The 21,702-nt window shown below is 42.3% G+C and carries 18 protein-coding genes; 16 read left to right on the top strand and 2 right to left on the bottom strand.

Annotation, left to right across the window (positions count from 1 at the left end; genetic code table 11):
• The first annotated feature begins 25 nt into the window (after positions 1-25).
• The 15 genes from flgM (at position 26) to EG2_RS04175 (ending at position 17,857) form a co-directional block, all read left to right on the top strand.
• On the top strand, positions 26-301 hold the full coding sequence (flgM, locus tag EG2_RS04245; protein WP_060813663.1) for a flagellar biosynthesis anti-sigma factor FlgM: 276 nt from the start codon (positions 26-28) through the stop codon (positions 299-301).
• Complete coding sequence (locus EG2_RS04240) at positions 302-658, top strand: hypothetical protein (RefSeq protein ID WP_060813662.1); 357 nt, start codon at positions 302-304, stop codon at positions 656-658. It begins immediately after the preceding gene.
• Between the two features lie 11 nt (positions 659-669).
• Entirely contained in the window at positions 670-2,184 is a 1,515-nt protein-coding gene (flgK, locus tag EG2_RS04235) for a flagellar hook-associated protein FlgK (RefSeq protein ID WP_060813661.1), read from the top strand.
• A gap of 4 nt (positions 2,185-2,188) precedes the next feature.
• Positions 2,189-3,109 carry a flagellar hook-associated protein FlgL gene (gene flgL / locus EG2_RS04230; protein WP_060813660.1) on the top strand — a complete coding sequence of 307 codons (921 nt, stop codon included), beginning with the start codon at positions 2,189-2,191 and terminating at the stop codon, positions 3,107-3,109.
• Positions 3,110-3,507: 398 nt separating this feature from the next.
• Entirely contained in the window at positions 3,508-4,566 is a 1,059-nt protein-coding gene (locus tag EG2_RS04225) for a flagellin N-terminal helical domain-containing protein (protein WP_060813659.1), read from the top strand.
• A gap of 338 nt (positions 4,567-4,904) precedes the next feature.
• Entirely contained in the window at positions 4,905-6,320 is a 1,416-nt protein-coding gene (gene fliD / locus EG2_RS04220) for a flagellar filament capping protein FliD (RefSeq protein WP_060813658.1), read from the top strand.
• A gap of 22 nt (positions 6,321-6,342) precedes the next feature.
• Positions 6,343-6,672 (top strand): hypothetical protein, encoded by a 330-nt coding sequence (locus EG2_RS04215; RefSeq protein ID WP_060813657.1) that lies wholly within the window; start codon positions 6,343-6,345, stop codon positions 6,670-6,672.
• 13 nt (positions 6,673-6,685) lie between these two features.
• On the top strand, positions 6,686-7,060 hold the full coding sequence (gene fliS, locus EG2_RS04210) for a flagellar export chaperone FliS (RefSeq protein WP_060813656.1): 375 nt from the start codon (positions 6,686-6,688) through the stop codon (positions 7,058-7,060).
• Positions 7,061-7,395: 335 nt separating this feature from the next.
• The gene (locus EG2_RS04205) at positions 7,396-9,114 is read left to right on the top strand and encodes a hypothetical protein (RefSeq protein WP_060813655.1); all 1,719 of its coding nucleotides are present in this window, start codon (positions 7,396-7,398) and stop codon (positions 9,112-9,114) included.
• A gap of 221 nt (positions 9,115-9,335) precedes the next feature.
• The gene (locus tag EG2_RS04200) at positions 9,336-9,776 is read left to right on the top strand and encodes a MarR family winged helix-turn-helix transcriptional regulator (RefSeq protein ID WP_060813654.1); all 441 of its coding nucleotides are present in this window, start codon (positions 9,336-9,338) and stop codon (positions 9,774-9,776) included.
• A complete protein-coding gene (locus tag EG2_RS04195; RefSeq protein ID WP_060813653.1) occupies positions 9,773-11,488 on the top strand; it encodes an ABC transporter ATP-binding protein in 1,716 nt (571 codons plus the stop codon). Before EG2_RS04200 ends, EG2_RS04195 begins: the two co-directional genes overlap by 4 nt.
• Positions 11,481-13,250 (top strand): ABC transporter ATP-binding protein, encoded by a 1,770-nt coding sequence (locus EG2_RS04190; RefSeq protein ID WP_060813652.1) that lies wholly within the window; start codon positions 11,481-11,483, stop codon positions 13,248-13,250. The genes EG2_RS04195 and EG2_RS04190 overlap by 8 nt, the downstream gene beginning before the upstream one ends.
• A 288-nt stretch (positions 13,251-13,538) precedes the next feature.
• The gene (locus EG2_RS04185; protein WP_060813651.1) at positions 13,539-14,975 is read left to right on the top strand and encodes a glycoside hydrolase family 1 protein; all 1,437 of its coding nucleotides are present in this window, start codon (positions 13,539-13,541) and stop codon (positions 14,973-14,975) included.
• A gap of 185 nt (positions 14,976-15,160) precedes the next feature.
• Complete coding sequence (locus tag EG2_RS04180) at positions 15,161-17,626, top strand: heavy metal translocating P-type ATPase (RefSeq protein WP_060813650.1); 2,466 nt, start codon at positions 15,161-15,163, stop codon at positions 17,624-17,626.
• Between the two features lie 12 nt (positions 17,627-17,638).
• Positions 17,639-17,857 carry a heavy-metal-associated domain-containing protein gene (locus EG2_RS04175; protein WP_409359863.1) on the top strand — a complete coding sequence of 73 codons (219 nt, stop codon included), beginning with the start codon at positions 17,639-17,641 and terminating at the stop codon, positions 17,855-17,857.
• Positions 17,858-18,011: 154 nt separating this feature from the next.
• On the opposite strand, the gene EG2_RS04170 is transcribed toward EG2_RS04175, so the two are convergent.
• Positions 18,012-18,728, bottom strand: coding sequence for a GntR family transcriptional regulator (locus tag EG2_RS04170; RefSeq protein ID WP_060813648.1), 717 nt, complete (start codon positions 18,726-18,728; stop codon positions 18,012-18,014).
• Positions 18,729-18,845: 117 nt separating this feature from the next.
• Entirely contained in the window at positions 18,846-20,117 is a 1,272-nt protein-coding gene (gene celB / locus EG2_RS04165) for a PTS cellobiose transporter subunit IIC (protein WP_060813647.1), read from the bottom strand.
• A 157-nt stretch (positions 20,118-20,274) separates the two neighbouring features.
• Here celB and EG2_RS04160 point away from each other — a divergent pair, with 157 nt between their 5' ends.
• On the top strand, positions 20,275-21,663 hold the full coding sequence (locus EG2_RS04160; RefSeq protein ID WP_060813646.1) for a glycoside hydrolase family 1 protein: 1,389 nt from the start codon (positions 20,275-20,277) through the stop codon (positions 21,661-21,663).
• Positions 21,664-21,702: the final 39 nt, after the last annotated feature.

Here is a 21,702-nt window from a genome sequence, read left to right as displayed (position 1 = left end):
AAGCACCGAGAATGGAGGAACTCTCATGAAAATCGCAAGAGGTTATGCAGAGTATAGCGACAAAGCCATCCAACGAGAAACAATCAAGCCAACCAAAGCAGAGCAAACCGCTGCCGAAAAAAAGGTTGACGTCCAATTGTCAAAAACAGCGCAAACGATCAAAAACAGTGGCGGTAACGAAGCGAGCCGTGCTGATCGTGTCGCTGCATTAAAACAATCCATCAAAGATGGCACTTATCAAGTATCAGCAGAAGCAATTGCCACTAAAATGCTTGCTAGCGATGTAAAGAAGGCGGATTAGATGACAGAACGTGAATTTGAACGACAATTACAACGTTTTTTGCGACTTTTGGTCAAAGAGAAAGAGTATTTGATCAAGGGCCAAGGTGAAAAACTGATCGAGTTGGTAGAGAAAAAAGAAGGATTTGTCCCAGTCATCGAATCTTATGAAGGCAATCTGACAGACAAATGTCGTGAATTGATCCAACAAATCCAAAGACAACAGCAAGAAAATCTCTTATTGACTGAACAAGCCCTCAGCTACCAAAAAACATTGATGGATGCCGTTAAAGACAACATCCAGCCAGCAGCAAATACGTATTCGAAATATACGGAAAAGGCCACTGTTCAGACAGCGATCATTGACCAAAAAATTTAAGGAGTACTTTTATGACAGGATTATTCGGATCACTTGGAACCGCTACTGGCGGTATGAGCGCCAACCAAGTAGCACTACAAACGAGCAGCCATAATATCGCCAATACGAATACAGACGGGTATTCACGGCAACGTGTCAATCTACAGACTCAGCAACCTTACTATCTACCAGGAGCAGGCACGATCGGTACAGGGGTCAAGGTTAGCAGTGTGCAGCGCGTTGTTGATGATTTTGTAATTGGGCAAGTACGAAATGCCAATTCCAAATATACATACTATGACCAAAAAGCAGATATCCTTGGCCAATTGGAAGGTATCTTAAATGAGCCTTCAGATAATGGTTTATCGAAACAGCTGTCTACGATGTTTGACTCTTGGACTGCGCTAGCCAACAATCCCGAATTAGAAACGGCCAAAAGTCTAGTCCTCGAAAACAGCAGTACCCTGGCTGACATTATCAACCAAATGTCTTCGCAAATGAAAAAATTGCAAGGTGACACGGTAGATGACATCGAAAAATCTGCATTGGATTTCAATGAAAAAATCAAACAGCTAGAATCATTGAATGAACAGATCTATGCCTTAGCAACTGACGGACAAACCTCCAATGACTTACTGGATCTGCGGGACAATCTACTCAAAGATATTTCAAGCTTGGCACCGATCGAAACGACATTTGACCAATATGGCCGAGGGTATGTAGCGATTGGCGGCCAAACGATCCTAAATGCAGACGAACGCAATACGATCAGTGTAGTGATGGGTAAAAACGAGCAAGGAACCATCGTTTCTAAAGACGGTAACAGCTTGAATCCACGGGAGACAATCAGTGGGGACTACCCTCCAGGGACGATTTTGATCAATAAGCCAACAGAAGACGGTCAAACAAACTACGAGGAGTTGCCGATCAAAGAAGGATCGATCGGGGGTCTGCAAGTTTCGGTCACTGAAATTGACAGTCGCTTAAGCGAATTGAACAATTTTGCCACAACCATTGCCAAAGCAGTCAATATGATCTTTACAGATGGAAAATCCAGTACTTCCGGTCTCTTTGAATTCGGAGAAGATACTGCCGGTACGATCAAAGTCTCTCAAAGTATCATTGATAATCCTAGCTTATTGCAAGCCGGTAAAACAGGTGAATCTGGAGATGGTTCACGAGCAGCAGCGATTGCGAAGCTTCGAAATGCAAAATTGGATTTTCCGCTGTCAGATGAAACGATGGCTTCTTTTGATCCCGACACACTTACCTTCAAAACAGATGGTTCAGGTATGACGTGTGACAGTTACTTCAATAGTATCGTCACGAAGAACGGGATCTCAAAACAGCAAGCAGATAATACTGCCAGCGCTCAGCTATCACTGCTAAATCAATTAGAATATAGAAATCAATCCGTTTCAGGGGTTTCGATCAATGAAGAAATGTCTGACGTGATAAGGTTTCAACAAGGCTTCCAGGCAAATGCACGAATTATTTCTGTGGTTTCGGAGATGCTGGATACCTTGATCAATCGGACAGGAGTATAGATAAATGCGTATTTCAAATAATATTACTTATAGTGATTTTATTCGTAATTTAGGCACTAACGCCTCGAATGTTCACAAGACACTTAACCAGTTATCTAGTCTGAAAGAAGTCAGCAAATCATCAGAGAACCCATTGCTGATCTCTAAGATCATGAATCTAACTGGATCCATCAATCAGAACGCAACATTTGGCAGTACGATCAAAGACAGTATTTCTTGGTCAAAAGTTCAAGATTCAACATTAGACAATGTCAGCAAATCGATGCTGCGAATCCGTTCGTTGATCCAATCTTCTGCCAATGGTACGAATGGTGATGATGAGTTAAAGGCCAATAAAGCGGAGATTGAAGAAGAAATCGAAGGGATCGTAGAAGCACTGAATACAAATTACGATGGCCGATACATCTTTGGCGGTACCAGTACGACGACCCCGCCATTTGAAATCGTAAAAGAAGATGGCGAAATCGTTGGGATCAAATACAATGGGACTAGCAAAGACTTGCCGCGAGAAATCGCGAATGGTGTTTCTGTCGATCTATTATCCGACGGCAGTCGTCTAATGAAGGAAACCGGAACAGAGTCAGATCCGGAAAATTTAAGTACGTATTTCAATGATTTATTGTCTGCATTGCGTAATGATGATAAAGAAGCTTTAGGGGGCAAACTGCTGGAAGCACATGATGAGTATGCCAATCATTTTGTGAATGTGCGTTCTCAGATCGGCGCTTTGTACAATCGGCTAGAAGCTGCCTCAGATCGTAATGAAACAGAGAAACTGAATCTGACAGAGACGCTTTCCAACAAACAAGATATTGATTTTGTGGAAAAGTATATGGAGTTTTCTAATCAAATGACTGCTTACCAAAGTACATTGGCGATGGGAACAAAAATCATGCAGTTGACGATCCTTGATTACGTTAGATAATCGTTTATAGATGTCACCGTAAGATGCAGGAGAGGAACAACAAACTCTATGGACTCTACTTAGAAAAGGAAGTTGCCGGCGGCTATGCTCCGCTGCAATTTACGAATAGCTAAGTAGAGTTTTTTGTTTAAGATGTTTTCTTGATCGTTGACTATAGCAGTTTTATTGACAGATTGAACAAGAATAACTCCCACGATAGCTGGAGCAATAGAAGATGATTTCTTAGATCCTGTCGTTTACCAAGAATGAACGTGGGTTTCTCTTGTTCAAGAGCAGCTGTCTATACGGGGCATAAATTTTTTTGATTTTTTTTATTTCCCTATCTTAACTAACGGTTTTTTCTTCCGATACATATAAACAGAGGGAAACCTTAGCGAAAAATTAGGAGGAATAATCAAATGAGAATCAATACAAACGTGTCTGCGTTAAACACTTACTCTCGTTTAACAGCAGCAAATGCTTCTAAAAGCAACTCTTTATCAAAACTATCTTCAGGTATGCGTATCAACAAAGCCGGCGACGATGCTGCTGGACTAGCTATCTCTGAAAAAATGAAAGGCCAAATCGGTGGATTGTCTCAAGCGAAAAGCAATGCACAAGATGGTATCTCATTGATCCAAACAGCTGAAGGTGCATTGAATGAAACACACAGCATCTTAGGCCGTATGCGTGACCTAGCAGTTCAAAGTTCAAACGGAACTTTGAGTACAGATGACCGTGAAGCAATCTCAAAAGAATTTTCTGCTTTGTCTGACGAAATCGATCGTATCAGTACAACAACAGAATTCAATACTAAGAGCTTATTAAAAGGTGGAGAAAGTGGTGAAAAAGCTTCTTTCATCTTCCAAATCGGTGCCAATGCAAACCAAACAATGAGCGTAAAAATCGGTGACATGGGTGCCAAGGCATTAGGCGTAGACGCTTTAAAACTTGAGGAAGCTGGAGATGAAGAGAAAGTAACTAACAAAGCTTTCACTGACAACACAAACCTTAAATATGATGCAGCAACTGGAGCAATTGATAATTCTGGTAGTACTGGTAAAACAGCTACAGAACTTAAAGATGCAATTACCAATGCGGCTGATGACACTGCAAAAGCAGCAGCACAAAAAGCATATGATGCAGCTTTGGAAGCTTACAAAAATTCTGATGAAGGAAAAGCAGAACTTAAAGCAATTGCAGATGAAAATACTATCAGCAAAATCGATAATGCGATCAAAGCTGTTTCTGCACAACGTGCGGACCTAGGTGCGGCTCAAAACCGTCTAGAACACACAATCAACAACTTGGGTACAACGCAAGAAAACCTTTCTGAAGCAAACTCACGTATCCGTGACGTTGACATGGCGCAAGAAATGATGAGCTTTACTAAGAGCAATATCCTTTCTCAAGCAGCAACTTCTATGTTGGCACAAGCAAATTCAATGCCAAACAGCGTATTGAGCTTACTTCAATAATTTTGGGGAAATCACAGCTAAGGACCAGATGGGGAAGCCGGGTCCTTGGCTTTACATAGCACCACTAAGAACATCGGTCGCTGGATGACCGCTCACATAATCAAGAGGCACCAAACAAGCAAATTCACAGAGCTGGTCCAGTGTTAAACGCTAGTTGACTGGACGGTCGCTGTTGTCTGCACCACAACTTTTGAAGAATATCGTCCAAATCAGGAAAAGTGAACAACTTGTTGGAAAGCCCGCCACTATGGTGCAACAAATGATCAGCGTAATTGAAGACTTTAGAGAATAGATCTCTGAAGTCTTTGAAAGGTTGCGCACTAGAAAGGGATGAGGAAATGGCAAGTATTACAAGTGCTTCAGGAATCAGTACGACATTAGGGAGTTATTCGGGGATCACTGCAGAAGATATCGAAAGTTTATTGGCAGCAGATGCCATTAATAAAACCCGCGCCCAGAATCAAATCAAAACCATCAACTCGCAAAAGACTGCCTGGAGCGACATCAGCACTCGTTTGACCAACTTTTTGAACAAAATCGATGCACTGCAAAAAGACGAGGCATTTCAAACGAAGAAAGCAGCATCGTCAAACAGTGGGATAGCGTCTATCTCAGGAACAGCCGAAGCATTGGAAGGTTCCTACGATCTAAAGGTAAAGCAGTTAGCTACTGCTACTAAAGTAACGGGAACGAAAGTTACTGATAATAGCAAATCTGCATTGAATGTCGAAGGCACGCTTTCTTTGACAAGTTCCGAAGTAGACAAAGACGGCAAGCCTATCACGGTAGATATTGAGATCACTAGTGAAGATTCACTAAAAGACATTGCAGATAAAATCAATAAACAAAGCAAAAATTCCTCTGTGAGTGCCAATATTATCGATAACCAGTTAGTATTGACCAATACCAAAATGGGGGACAAAAATTTTACTATCTCTGGTGATGTTGCAGAAAGTCTAGGGATCGGTTCCACTGCGAAAACGACGCAAGGGCAATCAGCTATTTTTGAGTTAGACGGTATGGAGATCACTCGTGACAGCAACACGGTCAGCGACGTAATCGATGGTGCAACACTGACACTATCCAAGGTCAGCGACGAATCCGTAAAATTATCTTTGACCAACGACACTTCTAAATTGGTAGACGCGGTACAAGGATTAGTTGATCAATACAACAGCTTAATGAGCTTTATTGGTGAAAATCTATCTGTTGGTGATCCTAGCAGTGAAAACAACAAGACGGGCGCGTTGGCTGGCGATACTGCGCTGACTCGGCTTCAAACCCAATTACGTAATTTGATCACGATCCCTTCTGTCAAAGGTTCAGATCTCAAACCGAATGATCTGGGAATTTCGACAATCGACAATAACGGCACTTTAGGCTTTGATAGTGAGAAATTCAAGAAAGCTTTAGAAGAAGATCCTTCAGCGATCAAAGATTTCTTTTATGAAAAGACCAAAAGCAAAGACAGCGACGGGGCCACTTCAACGACAGAATCTGGCTATACATTAGCGATCAAGGAGTTAGTCAACAGTTATGTTGTTAATACTTCTACCAATAAAGGGGTCATCGCTACAAAATCAGCCACTTACGATTCCACCATCAAAGATCTAAATAGACAAATCACGCGCTTTGATGAAATCCTAGCTATGAAAAAAGAGCGATATATAACGATGTTTACAAAATTAGATGCTGTCATGATGCAAGCAGAAAGCCAATTGGAATATCTTGCGAGTCAATTTACAGCAAAATAGGACTTGAGAGAGGAAGAGTGGAATGGAAAATAGCCTGCCTACACTGGACGAACGATTAACACGTATTTTACAAGGGTTGACGGATTGGAACGGTGAAGTGGAGCAAGCAGAAGCACTGCTGGCAACCAATGCTGAGCTTTTAGCAACTCTGACAGATACTCCGACTCGCACAAAACAGACACAAGCCCTAGTTGAAAAGGTCGTGGCTGCGTATCAAACATTTCTTACGCAAGTGCAAGCGCAACAGACACTGATTAAACAAGAACTGGGACGTTTGAATCGACAAAACAATTTGGTAAAAACCTATCTGCAGCAGGAAGATGTTGCTGGATTTGTCGAATTCGACTATTAGTGAGGGAAAGAAAATGAATTATCAGCAAATGCAATCAAATTATTTAAAGAATCAAGTGATGAGCGCGTCTCCTAACAAATTGATCGAAATGCTTTTGCAGGCAGCAATCAAGAATATCAAGTTGGCCCAGTTAGCGATTGAAAAACAAGAACTAGCAAAAGCCCATGAACACTTTATAAAAACACAAAATATTTTGTTGGAGCTGCGTACGTCGTTAGACGAAAAACAAGGCGGCGAGATTGCTGAAGGTCTTGCAACGTTGTATGAATACATGTATCAGCAGCTGATTGAAGCCAATATCAAAAAAGAAGTGGCTCCTGCCCAAGCTGTTGCGGAACTGCTGAGCGAGTTATTAGAAAGTTGGCAGGCCATTACCCAATCTGCTTGATCAAGTCTACCACCAGCTTGCTAACGGTAGCAAAAGCAAGTATGTATATAGAAAAAACAACGACATGCTGTTTTCAGCCGGTCAAAGTCGCAAACATCGGGTTTGCGACTTTTTTTATTGCGTTGAAGCACTTCATCACTACTCTTTCTAAAAAAGTTATCATAAAAGGTTATTGAACCTGTCGTTTTTCTGTGTCTAGTTGAATTTAACTCCCATTAGGAGATGCTTCATTAAATTTTTACAATGATACCCTTTTCAAAAAGGCTTATTTTTTACCTTATCCGACAATTCTGTTATTCTAAAAAATAAGAACTGTTTTGCAAGGAGGTCATTTAGTGAAAAAAGCAGTTTTATTCAAGCCGACAGTTCTGCAATTGCTCGTTATTTTCTGTGTAAGCATGCTGCTATTGTTGCCGCAATTGTTCGGGCGTGGCTTGATTTTAGGTTCGGATGCCGTCTTTCATTTTAATCGTTTTTATGAGACGAGCCAGCAAATCAAAGAAGGGAACTATCAATACTTTCTTTCCATTTATGGTTTTCAGCAATCTGGTCGGATTGTCAATGCATTGTATGGACCATTTTTTGCCTATTTTCAAGGATTATTAGTTTTGATCAGTCGTTCTTGGTTCCAATACCAACTCTTATCGAATGGATTGTTGTACCTTTTAGCAGGAACGTCAATGTACACGTTGCTGCGAAAATTGAAAGTTTCGGGCTGGTTATCTGTAGGCATGGGCATCCTTTTTATGACCACGTATTCGATCCAATATTGGGTCGAACGACAAGGGTTTTCGGCTTGGGGAGCAGCAATATTGCCTTTTTGTCTTATTCCATTGATCGACATGACGCGTTTTCAACGGATCCGTCCGTTTGCTGTGGGCGTGTCAGTAGCTGCGCTGTTTCAAATCCATGTTTTTTCGAGTATTTTATTGGTTTTGATCTATATTCCTTTCTTTTTGCGCACTTTTTTGAAAAGCCAAGATAAAAAGCGGCTCTTGCTTCATTTATTCGCCGCCATTGGAATTTTTCTGCTGTTGACTGCCAATATTTGGCTGGCAATGCTTGATCTTTATCAAAGCAATCAGTTACTACCACCATTCGTCAATCATCACATGGAGCGAAATACGATTACGGGTACCAGCAGTTACTGGTGGACATCGCCCTACCTTTTCCCATTGGTCTGTGGGCTATTTTTTGCCGGAGCTTTAAAAAAATGGCAAGAGATCCCCAATGGATTGAAGCTGTTGACTGTCGTTGCCGGCATTTTTTTCCTGTTATCGTCTAACTATTTGCCATGGCAATGGTTATCTAGTCTCGAAAATCCATTGATTGAACTGATCCAATTTCCGTTTCGCTTTTTTGTCCCTGCGACAGTGCTGATTCTTGCAGGTTTGTGTCTTTTGCGGCCCTATTTAGCGGATAGCCGTCTGAATCGGCCGATTTGGCTGATTTTGCTTTTAGTTGTCAGTGTGGGCCAGATTATGTTTCAAACCAGTACTAAGATGAGTGAGTGGCAGTCCAGTGATTCCGCGGTGAAAATCAGAAACCACTCCTATCTGTTTGTTTCTGATCAGCAGACGCTGAAAGAGGCTTATTTCAGTCCAGACAAAGCGAAGGCACTGGTGCTGTTCCAACGGTCAACCCCCGATTATGTTCCCATCTATCGTGACACAAAGGAAAATAAATACGATGCTTACGGGGAACAAATCATCAAGCAGAATACGACAGTGCAAAAAGCGGTTGTTAATGGACAGTTGATTTTGCGCTGGCAAGGAGAAGATTCTAGCTGGAAGGCGTTGCCGGTCATCAATTACCAACGAACGACCTTACAGCTTAACGGACAGCCATTGAAGCGTTCTGACATCAAAGTGAGTACGATAGGGGCAGTGACTGTTAAGCAACAGACAGGGCTCAATGAGCTGATCGTGGATTATGATGCGCCGTGGTATTTTGACTGGGGACTGTGGTTGACAATGGCTGCATGGGTCTTATTGGCTCTCGGTTTTCTTTGGAAAAAACGGCAGCTGTTTGCTGCAGTTAGACGCCAAAAATGATCAAGAAAACGGTTGTCGGCGGCTTTTTTGTCGACAGCAATGAATGATTAACTGACTTAAACGACAAAGAAGCAGCTGTGGTGTGCAACACTCTAGCTGCTTCTTTGTCGTTTAAGATTTTTTAAGTAAAAAAATTTTTGAGAATTTAGTTGCGTGCGCAACTAATTATCTTTATACTGAACCTACTGTATTTACCTTACTGCATGTAAAGGAGAAAAATTATGGAGTCAATCATTCGTTCAATTAACCACATTGCCCGTTTAGCCGCATTGTACCGGGAAAGGGAACTAAAAAAATATGGGTTAGGGCCCATGCATCATGCGTACATTTTAAATGTCTGTCGTAACCCTGGGATCAGTCAAGAAGCTTTAGGTCAGTTGATTTTTGTCAATAAAAGCAATGTTGCTCGCCAATTAGCAGTCTTAGAAGAAAAAGGGTATGTTCGTCGGCAAACGAGCAGTTTGGATGGGCGGCGACAGCTTGTTTATCCAACTGAAAAAGCATTGGCGATGCAACCTATCCTCCAAAAATTGTTGAAACAGTGGAACGAACAAGTCTTAGAAGGGTTTTCTGAAGCAGAACAGCAAAAATTGCTGGCAGATCTGCAACTAGTAAAAGAAAACTCGCAGCGTGCTTTAAAGAAAGAAGATGAGGTTCAGTGAAGTTACTAAAAAAATATTTGCGCCCGTATATTGGGCGTATGTCTCTCGGGGTCAGTATCAAGTTTTTTGGGTCTTTGATGGATCTGCTGTTGCCATGGATCTTAGCCTATATCATTGATGCGATCATTCCTACAAAAAATGTTTCCGCCATTTTCTTGTGGGGTGGTGTGATGCTGCTGTGTTCTGTGATTGCTGTTGTAACCAATATTCTTGCTAATCGAATGGCTTCCAGTGTTGCCAGAGACGCTACTGGCAACATACGTCATGATCTTTTTGCCAAAGTGGCCTATCTATCGATTCCGCAGATCGAGCAAGTCGGTATTCCTTCGCTGGTTTCAAGGTTGACTACGGATACTTACAATATTCATCAAACGGTAGGCATGATCCAACGACTTGGCATTCGGGCGCCGATCCTCTTATTAGGAGGAGTGTTGATCACAGCAACCTTAGATCCGGTGCTGACATTCGTATTAGTTGGGGTTTTACCATTCACATTAGTTGCCGCCGTTATTATTTCTAAGCGAGGGATTCCTTTGTTTGCCCAATTGCAAAAGCGAGTAGACACGCTAGTTCGCACCGTCCGGGAAAATGTGACGGGTGCTCGTGTGATCAAAGCATTATCGAAAGCAGACTATGAAAAACAACGATTTCAGCGAGTCAATCAGTCAGTCGTTGCGGCAGAAACAAGGGCGAACCGGACGATGGCTGCCACACCACCTTTAATGGATTTTTTTCTGAATGCGGGATTGACATTGGTGATTTTGGTGAGTGCTTATCGGGTGAATGCCGGGTTGACGCAGCCAGGGGTGATTATTGCTTTTCTCACCTACTTTACGATCATTCTCAATGCGATGCTAAGCATCACGCGAATTTTCGTGATCGTCTCAAAAGGTTTGGCTTCCGCAGACCGTATTCAAGCTGTACTGCGCCTGCCACAGGATATGAAGGTCGTTCCCCTTCCGGCAAGAGACGAAGAAGCACACATTGTATTTGACCACGTTTCCTTTACTTATCCTAATGGTACTTCCGTTCTGAAGGAAATCGATTTTTCTCTAGTCAAGGGACAGACGTTAGGAATCATCGGAGCTACCGGCAGTGGTAAATCAACGATTGTACGCTTACTGCTGCGTTTGTACGATCCGACCAACGGACAGATCCGCATCAATGGCCGTGATATCCGTTCACTGGATCCCGAAGAGCTGCACCAATATTTTGGCATTGTTTTGCAAAAAGACGTCCTTTTTGCTGATACGATCGAAGAAAATATTGATTTTGGGCGCCGCTTTTCAAAAGAACAAATCGAAGAAGCTGCCGCTAGGGCACAAGCAAAGGAATTTATCCAGCAGTTGCCACAACAACTGGCCTATGAACTTCATGCGAAAGGAAGCAATCTAAGCGGTGGTCAAAAGCAACGAGTCCTCCTATCCCGTGCATTAGCTGGTGAACCACAAATTTTAGTCCTGGATGATTCAGCCAGTGCATTGGATTATCAGACAGACGCCAAACTACGCCAAGTACTTAAACAACAATTTGCGGACACAACGACGATTTTGATTGCACAACGAATCAGTTCGATCCAGCATGCAGATAAGATTCTTGTGTTGGAAAATGGCCGCATGAGTGGATTCGGCGATCATGCTACATTACTGGCGACGAATACCATCTATCAGGAAATCTATCATGGACAGACAGGAGGGAAAATCAATGCCTAGCAAGACAGTCGCCGAAAAACCAAAAGAGACGAAAAAAACTGTGAAGCGTCTCTGGCACTATTTATATGAAACGAAATGGCTTCTTCTATTATCAGCAGTTTTAATGATGGCTAGCAACCTGTTTTCCTTAGTAGGTCCACTGCTTTCCGGTTATGCCATCGATGCGATTCAGCCAGGACCAGGAAAAGTCATTTTTCACCGGGTCTTCTTTTATTGCGGATGGATGATTGCTTTTTATCTTTGTTCAGCGGTGTTAAGTTATCTGATCTCATTATTGATGATCCGTCTGAGTCAACGTGTCGTCCAGTCCATGCGCAAAGCGATTTTCGACAAAATTTCTGAATTGCCGATCGGCTACTTTGATCGTGTCCAAACAGGCGATATCATTAGTCGAATCAGTTATGATGTCGATACGATCAATACATCATTAGCTAGTGATGCCATCCAAGTGCTGAGTAGCTTAGTTACCATTGTTGGTTCGTTTATTATGATGTTGCTGATCTCTCCAGTGCTCGTTTTGATTTTTGTAGTGACAGTGCCTGCTTCGGTTCTATTGACTCGTTATTTAATGAAGAAATTTCAGCCATTATTTCGGCGACGTTCGCGAAAGCTAGGGGAATTGAACGGATTTGTAGAAGAAATTCTTTCCGGTCAGCAAACGATTAAGATCTATAACCAAGAAGAACCGATCATTGAACGATTTGATGAAAAAAATCAGGCCGCAGTTTCCTCTTATTACAATGCAGAATATTATGGCAGTATGACGGGACCGTCCATCAACTTTATCAACAATGTTTCGTTGTCACTGATCAGTGTTTTTGGCGCACTGCTATTTTTATTCGGCCGTCTCTCTTTAGGAAGCGTCTCCTCCTTCGTGTTGTACTCTCGTAAATTTTCTGGACCGATCAATGAGCTGGCCAATATCTTTAGCGATTTGCAATCCGCATTGGCAGCAGCAGAACGGATCTTTCGCTTATTGGATGAAGAACCGGAAGTCTCCGATGTTCCTGATGCCTATGAGTTTACAGAAGTAACCGGGTGTATCCAATTGGATCATGTCTCCTTTGGGTATCAAAAGGATCGCATGATCATTAAGGACCTATCGCTGGAAGTTGCTCCAGGAAGTTTAGTCGCTATCGTTGGTCCAACCGGGGCAGGTAAGACCACGATCGTGAATCTCTTGATGCGTTTTTATGATCCGGATCAAGGAGTGATTCGTTTAGATGGACAGGACATCAAAAAAGCGACCCGCAGCAGCTTGCGCAAAAGCTATGCGATGGTGCTGCAGGATACTTGGTTATTTACTGGAACTGTCTTTGAAAACCTGGCCTATGGCAAAGCATCCGCGACTCTTGCTGAGGTAGAAGCAGCGGCTAAAGCAGCCCATGTCCATGAGTTCATTCAACAATTGCCAAAAGGGTATGACACTCTGATCACAGAAGATGGTGGCGGGATTTCTCAAGGACAAAAGCAGCTTTTGACCATTGCTCGTGCGATGCTTTTGGATGCGGATCTCTTGATTTTAGATGAAGCCACATCAAATGTTGATACCCAGACCGAAGGGTTGATCCAAACGGCAATGACTGAGCTGATGAAAGGCAAAACGTCCTTTGTGATCGCTCATCGTCTCTCCACTATCCGTCACGCAGATGTGATTTTAGTGGTCCAAAACGGGAATATCGTCGAACAAGGGACGCATGACGAATTATTAGCCAGAGCAGGTGCATATGCAGCCCTTTACCAAGCACAGTTTGATGAATAAACAACGAATAGCTAGGATCTATGAAGTAGCAGCTTAACAGCTGGACTAGAGGTCCAAGCACAGTAGCAGAACAATCGGTATTTGCGTCTAGTTGCAACGAAGATTTATTGAATCGCAGAATTACACAATGACTAGGATATGCAGTTTTTTGCAGGCCTCTCGTCGCAGGTGCTTTTTTTCAAGCAAGCAGTTACAAAATTATGCAGCGTTTCCATGACAAACCGCTTTTTTATCGGTATACTTAGAAAGGAAACATTCTGAATTATCGAAAGAAAGAAGGGAACCTGTGTGTTTCATAAACAATTAAAAGATTTCCCCAAAGATTTCTTATGGGGCTCTGCGTCTGCAGCGTACCAAGTCGAAGGGGCTTGGCAAGAAGATGGGAAAGGCGCATCTGTATGGGATGATTTTGTGCGCATTCCTGGAAAAACATTTAAAGGAACAAATGGGGATGTCGCAGTCGATCATTACCATCGATTCAAAGAAGATGTGGCATTGATGAAAGAACAAGGGCTGAAAACCTACCGCTTTTCTGTCGCTTGGACACGGATTTTTCCAGAAGGCCGAGGAGAAGTCAATCAAGCGGGACTAGATTTCTACTTGGCTTTGATCGATGAACTGCTTGCTGCAGGGATCGAACCAATGGTTACGCTCTATCATTGGGACTTGCCTAAAGCGTTACAAGAAGCTTACGGTGGTTGGGAATCTCGCCAAATCATTGAAGACTTTACAAATTATGCTGCGACACTTTTCGAAGCATTTCGCGGCAAAGTCAAATACTGGGTCAGTCTGAATGAACAAAATGTGTTTACCTCATTAGGTTATTTATTGGCTGCTCATCCGCCAGGTGTCACTGATCCAAAGCGGATGTATGAAGTGAATCATATTGCCAACTTAGCCAATGCTTCTGTAATCAATACATTTCATGAGATGGAGATTCCGGGTAAAATCGGACCTAGTTTTGCTTATACGCCAAACTACCCGATCGACAGTGATCCCAAAAATATTTTGGCAGCAGAAAATGCGGAAGATTTGATGGCGCATTATTGGATGGATGTCTACCTATGGGGCGAATATCCGATCGCAGCAATGAACTTCTTGAAAGAACAGGGGATCGCGCCAACGATTGAGCCAGGAGATATGGAACTGTTGCGTTCGGCAAAACCGGATTTCTTAGGAATTAATTATTACCAAACTGCCACTAACGCAGCAAATCCGTTAGATGGAGTAGGCGCTGGTAAAATGAATACAACTGGAGAAAAAGGCAGTTCAGAAGAAACAGGAACACCTGGTATGTTCAAAAAAGTCGAAAATCCATTTGTTGATCGTACCAATTGGGATTGGGAAATTGATCCTCAAGGGTTGCGAGTGGCGTTACGCCGTATCACTAGTCGCTATCGGATCCCGGTGATGATCACAGAAAATGGACTTGGCGAATATGACAAGTTGACAGACGATCATCAGATTCATGATCAATACCGCATCGACTATCTTTCAAGCCATGTGCATGCAATCAAAGAAGCCATCAGTGATGGCGCGGAAGTGTTAGGGTATTGTACTTGGTCGTTTACTGATTTATTAAGCTGGTTGAATGGCTACCAAAAACGTTATGGTTTCGTTTATATCGATCAAGACGAAAATCAAGACGGTAGTTTGACCCGTTATAAAAAAGATAGCTTCTATTGGTATCAAGAAGTGATCAAGACCAATGGACAAAATAGTTAATTCATAGCAAAATAAAAAGTACGTTTCTAAAAAAGAAGCGTACTTTTTTTGTAGAATGAAAATCGTTGACAAATGTAAACGGTGGAGGTAAAGTAGAAGAGTAGAGATTACAGTTGTAATCAAAAGGTAACCTCCCTCGCTTATTTGAGGAACCCAGTACGATATTTCATTAAGGAGGAATAAAAATGGCTGAAGGAAACTATGCAATCGAAGGAATGACCTGTGCCTCTTGTGCCCAGACGGTCGAGAAGGCCATCAGCAAAGTCACAGGTATCGAAGAAGCCTCCGTCAATTTGGCGACGGAAAAACTTCACGTTCGCTACGATGAAACTCAGGTAGATGAACAACTCTTAGCAAAAACAGTAGCCGATGCCGGCTACTCTCTTATAGGAAATCAGCAGCAAGCAACATTCCAGATTGAAGGAATGACCTGTGCTTCTTGTGCCCAGACGGTTGAAAAAGCCGTGAACAAACTTGCAGGTGTTCAAACGGCTACTGTGAATTTAGCCACGGAAAAATTGACAGTTCGTTACGACAAGCAGCAACTTAATACAGCTACCATCGAAGAGGCAGTAGCTAAAGCAGGATATCAAGCTTTTGGCGAAAAAACTGCGGAGCCGCAATCGGCAAAGAAAGACCCAATTCAAAAGTTATGGCAACGATTTTGGTTGTCTGCCATTTTTACCGTGCCATTATTTTATTTAGCAATGGGCGAAATGATCGGTCTGCCGCTCCCTTCCTTTTTGAACCCTATGACACAGCCTGTAGCATTTGTTAGTACACAATTGATCCTTGTGCTCCCTGTCATGATCTTTGGCGATGCTTTTTTTAGCAATGGCTTCAAAGCGTTGTTCAAAGGGCATCCTAATATGGACTCTCTGGTGGCGTTAGGAACCAGTGCTGCTTTTTTATACAGTTTGTATGGAACGGTCATGGTTTATTTAGGAGAGACGCATTTTGCGATGCATTTATACTATGAATCAGCTGCGGTGATCCTCACATTAATCACACTAGGCAAATACCTTGAATCGGTATCAAAAGGCAAGACCTCTGAAGCCATCAAGAAATTATTGGATTTAGCACCAAAAACTGCTCGGATCTTAAAAAATGATTCAGAAATGGAAGTGCCAGTCGGGCAAGTCGTGGCTGGCGACATTGTGATTGTTCGCCCCGGTGAAAAAATTCCTGTGGACGGACAACTGATAGTAGGACATTCAGCAGTGGATGAGTCAATGATCACCGGAGAGAGCCTTCCGGTGGAGAAACAACCTGGTGATTCAGTTGTTGGAGCGAGTATCAATAAAACGGGTACGTTTCGCTATCAGGCAACAAAAGTTGGCAAGGATACCACTCTGGCACAGATCATCCAGCTAGTGGAAGATGCCCAAGGTTCGAAAGCCCCAATTGCACGATTAGCTGACAAAGTTTCGGGTGTTTTTGTTCCGATCGTGATTGGCTTAGCGTTACTAGCAGGACTGGCATGGTTTTTCTTCGGGCAAGAGTCGTGGATTTTTGCACTGACGATCACTATTTCGGTATTAGTCATTGCCTGCCCCTGTGCCTTAGGATTAGCAACACCAACGGCAATCATGGTGGGAACTGGGAAAGGCGCCGAGAATGGCGTATTGATTAAAAGCGGTGATGCATTAGAAACGACTCGCAACATCACAACGATCGTTTTTGACAAAACCGGGACGATCACAGAAGGAAAACCAGTTGTGACAGATCTTTTACCTTATGGCGAACATACGAAAGAAACGGTCTTGCAGCTAGCAGCTTCTGCAGAAGATGGATCGGAGCATCCACTGGGAGAAGCTATCGTAGCCGCTGCCAAACAACAGAAATTAACATTTTCTTCAGTTAGTCATTTCCAAGCCGTCCCTGGTCATGGAATCACGGGAAGATTGGATGGAAAAGACGTGCTGTTAGGAAACAAAAAGTTGATGGATCAAAAACAAATAGATGTCTCATCTGTAATTGCATCTGCCGAAGGCTTAGCAAAACAAGGGAAAACACCAATGTATGTTGCCATGGACGGCGCATTGATTGGGTTGATTGCTGTGGCCGATACGGTGAAAAAAAGCAGCGCACAAGCCATTGAACGTCTGCATCAAATGGGTATCAAAGTGGCGATGATCACAGGGGATAATTCGCGAACAGCACAAGCCATTGCTGATCAAGTAGGTATCGATGAAGTCATTAGTGATGTGCTGCCAGAAGATAAGGCGGCTAAAGTGGCAGAACTGCAGCAAACTGGACAAAAAGTTGCCATGGTAGGTGACGGAATCAATGATGCACCAGCTTTAGCCAAAGCAGACGTCGGTATCGCCATTGGCTCAGGAACGGATGTCGCCATTGAATCTGCAGATATCGTGTTGATGCGTAGTGACTTGATGGATGTGCCGACTGCAGTGGAATTGAGTCGAGCAACCATCAAGAATATCAAAGAAAATCTTTTCTGGGCATTTGCTTATAATGTTTTGGGAATCCCTGTTGCCATGGGGTTACTGCATCTTTTTGGCGGACCGCTTTTGAATCCGATGATTGCAGGGGCAGCCATGAGTTTTAGTTCCGTTTCCGTCTTATTGAATGCGCTACGCTTGAAACGATTCACACCAGTTAGCAAACGAGTAGTGAAAAATCAGTCATAAAGTAGAAAAATAGTGGAAAGAAGGATTCAAATGAAAAAGACCTATCAAATAGAGGGCATGAAATGCGAAGGCTGTGCAAAAACGGTACAAGAAACGCTTGCTCAAGTAGTCGGTGTTACCGAAGTTACAGTTGATTTGAACGAGAAAACCGCCACCGTCACAGGCGATGCCACAGGGCAAGCATTGACAGCTGCGTTAAAAGACACTCCTTATCGTTTACTTTCTATCTGATGAAAGGCGAAAAGAGAGATATAAAAACAATGAACCAATAAATAAAAACAGTCAAAGCGAGCAGTAAATAAGACTATATCCAAAGATCGAAAAAATCGCTCTCTTATCTTTGGTTTTTCTTTGTCTAGATATGCTGCGTCGCTTTGGCTGTTTATTATCGTTGAACGTCTAAATAGGAATATACCCGCGTATCATAACGGTTGCGACTGCGGGAGTATTCGATCGGTGAGCCATTTTTTTGGTAAACGATTTGTTGAATTTCTAATACAGGATCGGTTGGATCGCAAGCCAGATATTTCTGATCATATAACGAGCTTTTATCCGCAGAAATCGTCCGATAAGCACCGACAAATTGAATGCCTAGTTCTTCTTTTACATACTGATAGATAGAAGTTTCCAAGTGAGAACGTTTTAGATTAGGAACTAAATGGACCGGCATGTACGTATGCTCCAGAATAAATGGTTTGCCTTCTAAAATTCGCAGACGAATGATCTTATAGACGGGTTGTTCTTCTGTCAGCATCAGTTTTTCTTGGATCTCCTTGTTCGGAAAAGCCACTTGAAAATCAATGACTTCACTAGTCAATGGCCGATTTGCTTTGCGCATTTCAGTGGATAAGCCGACATATTCCGTTAATGTTGTCGTATCTCGATCCACGAAAGGATGATTCAAAATCTTAGTTCCAGCTCCTCGCTGAGAATAGACGAGTCCTTCCATAGAGAGAATCCCAATCGCTTTTTTGATGGTCATGCGGCTCACTTGGAACTCTTCAACAAGATCTATTTGATTAGGTAATAAACTATCTGGAGGATAGGTTTTATTTCTGATTCTTGTTCTTAAAATATTGGCAATTTCTTGATATTTTGGCATCTCCTCACCTCGCAAAGAGTATAGCTGAAAAAAGCGATTTCGACAATCCGAATCAGTAAATTGCCTTTTTTTAAAATAAAAGACTGACAGGTTGATTGGCCTGCCAGTCTTTTTGTTTTAACTGATTGAAGCTTCTTGTTGACGATCCAAAATACGCAAGAATGGATACCAGATCATACCAACAAGTACTACATCAATGACTTGCAGCAAGCCACCTAACCAAGAGTTGGTTGCTAACACACCGCTAGCGATCACTGGCACGGTCCAAGGTACGGACACACCAGTTGGTGCTGGAACTAGACCAGCTGCCATCACAAGGTAATTGAAAGTTGTCACCACTAGAGGTGCTACTACCCAAGGAATCAAAATCGTTGCATTCAGTACGATCGGCATTCCGAAAATAGCAGGTTCATTTACATTGAAGATACCAGGAGCAAGAGCCAAACGACCAACATCGCGGTATTGTTTTTTCTTTAGGACAAAAGCCATCAAAATTACAACAGCTAGCGTCATTCCAGAACCCCCTAAACCAACCGTGAAAGTTTCCATGAATGGTTTCGTCACGATATGGGGTAATGCTTCGCCATTTTGATAGGCTTCCAAATTATCCAACATCAATGTGTTCCAGATAGGATCCATGACAGAGTTGACAATGATTTGCCCATGAAGACCAAAGAACCATAAGAACTGAACCAAGAATAGTGCCAATAGTGTAGCAGGTAAGCTGCTGCCAAGACCTGTTAACGGTTTTTGAATCAATTCATAGATTACATCATGAAGGTTCGCATGGAAGACGCCGGTCATGATTGCATTGATCATCAAAAAGATGGTTAGCGTAACGATCGCTGGAATCAAAGCAGCAAATGACTTCGTTACTGCAGGTGGCACCCCATCAGGCATTTTGATTTGCCAACCGCGTTTTGTGACGCGACAATAAATCTCAGCAGCTAAGAAGGCAGCGATCATTCCGATGAACATACCTTTGGCACCTAATCGATCAAGAGATAGCACGCCAGTAATTGTTTCACCTGATTCTGTAGTCATGAAAAATGGGGTTAGAATCAAAAAGCTTGCAAAAGATACAGCGCCTCCAAAGATCCCTTCAACATCATAAGACTTAGACAAATAATAGCCGATACCAAAAGTAACAAAAACTGTCATGATGCTCATTGTTGCATTTTGTCCATTACCAAACAGGGTACTTAGAGTGCCTTTCGTTGCATCATTGAAAAAAGGCAGATTGTTGATAACCACTACGATTGAACCAAACATCGTAATGGGAAAAGAAAGCATGAACGCATCTCGTAATACAGTGAGGTAGCGGTTTTGCCCTAACGCATTGGCTAGCGGCAAGATTTTTTCAGATATTTTATCCATAAAACCGTTCATTAAAAATCACTCCTAACAACTTTTTGCAATCGATTACAATTCATAATGTATCACGTTTTATTTTAAATGTCTATACATTAGTCAATAAAAAGATTGATTTTTGGTAGTGCTTCCTTTATGATTACGGTATCAAGCATGAATAGGGAGTGTAAAAAAGATGACGTATCAATTTCCAGAAGGATTCTGGTGGGGTTCTGCTGCCAGTGGTCCTCAGACAGAAGGAACTTTTCCAGGAGACAAAAAAGGATCCAGTATTTGGGATTACTGGTATGAACAAGAACCAGGAAAATTCTTTGACCGTGTAGGACCCGAAAAAACATCCCAAGTCTATAAGCGGTATAAAGAAGATATTCAACTGATGAAAGAAACAGGACACAATACATTTCGGACATCGATCCAGTGGAGTCGCTTGATTCCAGCAGGAACTGGCGAAGTTAATCAAGAAGCTGTGGCTTTTTATCATGATTATTTCGATGAATTGATTGCAAATGGGATTGAACCTTTCGTCAACTTGTATCATTTTGATATGCCGATGGCCTTGCAGGAAAAAGGCGGTTGGTTAAGTCGTGAGACAGTTGAGGCTTACGTCGTTTTTGCCAAAACTTGTTTTGAATTGTTTGGTACAAAAGTCAAAAAATGGTTCACTCATAATGAACCAATCGTTCCGATAGAAGGTGGCTATCTCTATCAGTTCCACTATCCAAATGAAATCAACATGAAGCATGCTGTTCAAGCCGGCTTCCATGAAACCTTAGCGAGTGCGAAAGCAATCAAGGAATATCATGCGCTGGAATTGGGTGGAGAGATAGGGATTATCTTGAATCTGACACCTAGCTATCCGAGAGATGAAACAAACCCGGAGGATGTTAAAGCAGCCCAAATCGCCGATGCCTTCTTCAACCGTTCCTTTTTGGATCCAGCAGTTAAAGGGACATTCCCTGAAGAATTAGTCACGATCATCAAAGAATTAGACATGATACCGGAACATGAAGCAGAAGATTTAGTGATCATCAAAGAAAACACGATTGACTTATTAGGCATCAATTACTATCAGCCTCGTCGTATTATGGCAAAAGAAACACCGATCGACCACACGAATGGTCCATTACCAGATGATTATTTTGATAATTATGATAAACCTGACAAAAAAATGAACCCTTATCGTGGATGGGAGATCTATGAAAAAGGGATTTATGATATCTTGACCAATACCCGTGAGAATTATGGCAATATCAAATGCTACATTTCTGAAAATGGCATGGGCGTTGAAGGGGAAGAACGTTTTGTCAACGATGAAGGGATCATTGAGGACGATTATCGAATCGAATTCGTTAAAGAACACTTGAAGTATGTTCATCAAGCGATCCAAGAGGGTACCAACTGTGTTGGCTACCATATGTGGACATGTATGGATAACTGGTCTTGGACGAACGCATATAAAAATCGTTATGGCTTCATCTCAGTTGACTTGAATCATGATGCCAAGCGCACAATTAAAAAATCTGGTCGTTGGTATAAAGAGGTTTCTGACAATAACGGCTTTTGATTCAAAACACAGTGAAGATTGCTTCACTGTGTTTTTTTT

This window comes from Enterococcus gallinarum NBRC 100675, assembly GCF_001544275.1.
Taxonomy (GTDB): Bacteria; Bacillota; Bacilli; order Lactobacillales; family Enterococcaceae; genus Enterococcus_D; species Enterococcus_D gallinarum.
The sequence above is the reverse complement of the archived record's forward strand: the minus strand, read 5'-3'. Positions and strand labels throughout refer to the sequence as shown.

Coding starts and splice junctions, on each gene's coding strand:
- flgM (WP_060813663.1), top strand. CDS start 26: ATGAAAATCGCAAGAGGTTATGCAGAGTATAGCGACAAAGCCATCCAA.
- EG2_RS04240 (WP_060813662.1), top strand. CDS start 302: ATGACAGAACGTGAATTTGAACGACAATTACAACGTTTTTTGCGACTT.
- flgK (WP_060813661.1), top strand. CDS start 670: ATGACAGGATTATTCGGATCACTTGGAACCGCTACTGGCGGTATGAGC.
- flgL (WP_060813660.1), top strand. CDS start 2,189: ATGCGTATTTCAAATAATATTACTTATAGTGATTTTATTCGTAATTTA.
- EG2_RS04225 (WP_060813659.1), top strand. CDS start 3,508: ATGAGAATCAATACAAACGTGTCTGCGTTAAACACTTACTCTCGTTTA.
- fliD (WP_060813658.1), top strand. CDS start 4,905: ATGGCAAGTATTACAAGTGCTTCAGGAATCAGTACGACATTAGGGAGT.
- EG2_RS04215 (WP_060813657.1), top strand. CDS start 6,343: ATGGAAAATAGCCTGCCTACACTGGACGAACGATTAACACGTATTTTA.
- fliS (WP_060813656.1), top strand. CDS start 6,686: ATGAATTATCAGCAAATGCAATCAAATTATTTAAAGAATCAAGTGATG.
- EG2_RS04200 (WP_060813654.1), top strand. CDS start 9,336: ATGGAGTCAATCATTCGTTCAATTAACCACATTGCCCGTTTAGCCGCA.
- EG2_RS04190 (WP_060813652.1), top strand. CDS start 11,481: ATGCCTAGCAAGACAGTCGCCGAAAAACCAAAAGAGACGAAAAAAACT.
- EG2_RS04180 (WP_060813650.1), top strand. CDS start 15,161: ATGGCTGAAGGAAACTATGCAATCGAAGGAATGACCTGTGCCTCTTGT.
- EG2_RS04170 (WP_060813648.1), bottom strand. CDS start 18,728: ATGCCAAAATATCAAGAAATTGCCAATATTTTAAGAACAAGAATCAGA.
- celB (WP_060813647.1), bottom strand. CDS start 20,117: ATGAACGGTTTTATGGATAAAATATCTGAAAAAATCTTGCCGCTAGCC.
- EG2_RS04160 (WP_060813646.1), top strand. CDS start 20,275: ATGACGTATCAATTTCCAGAAGGATTCTGGTGGGGTTCTGCTGCCAGT.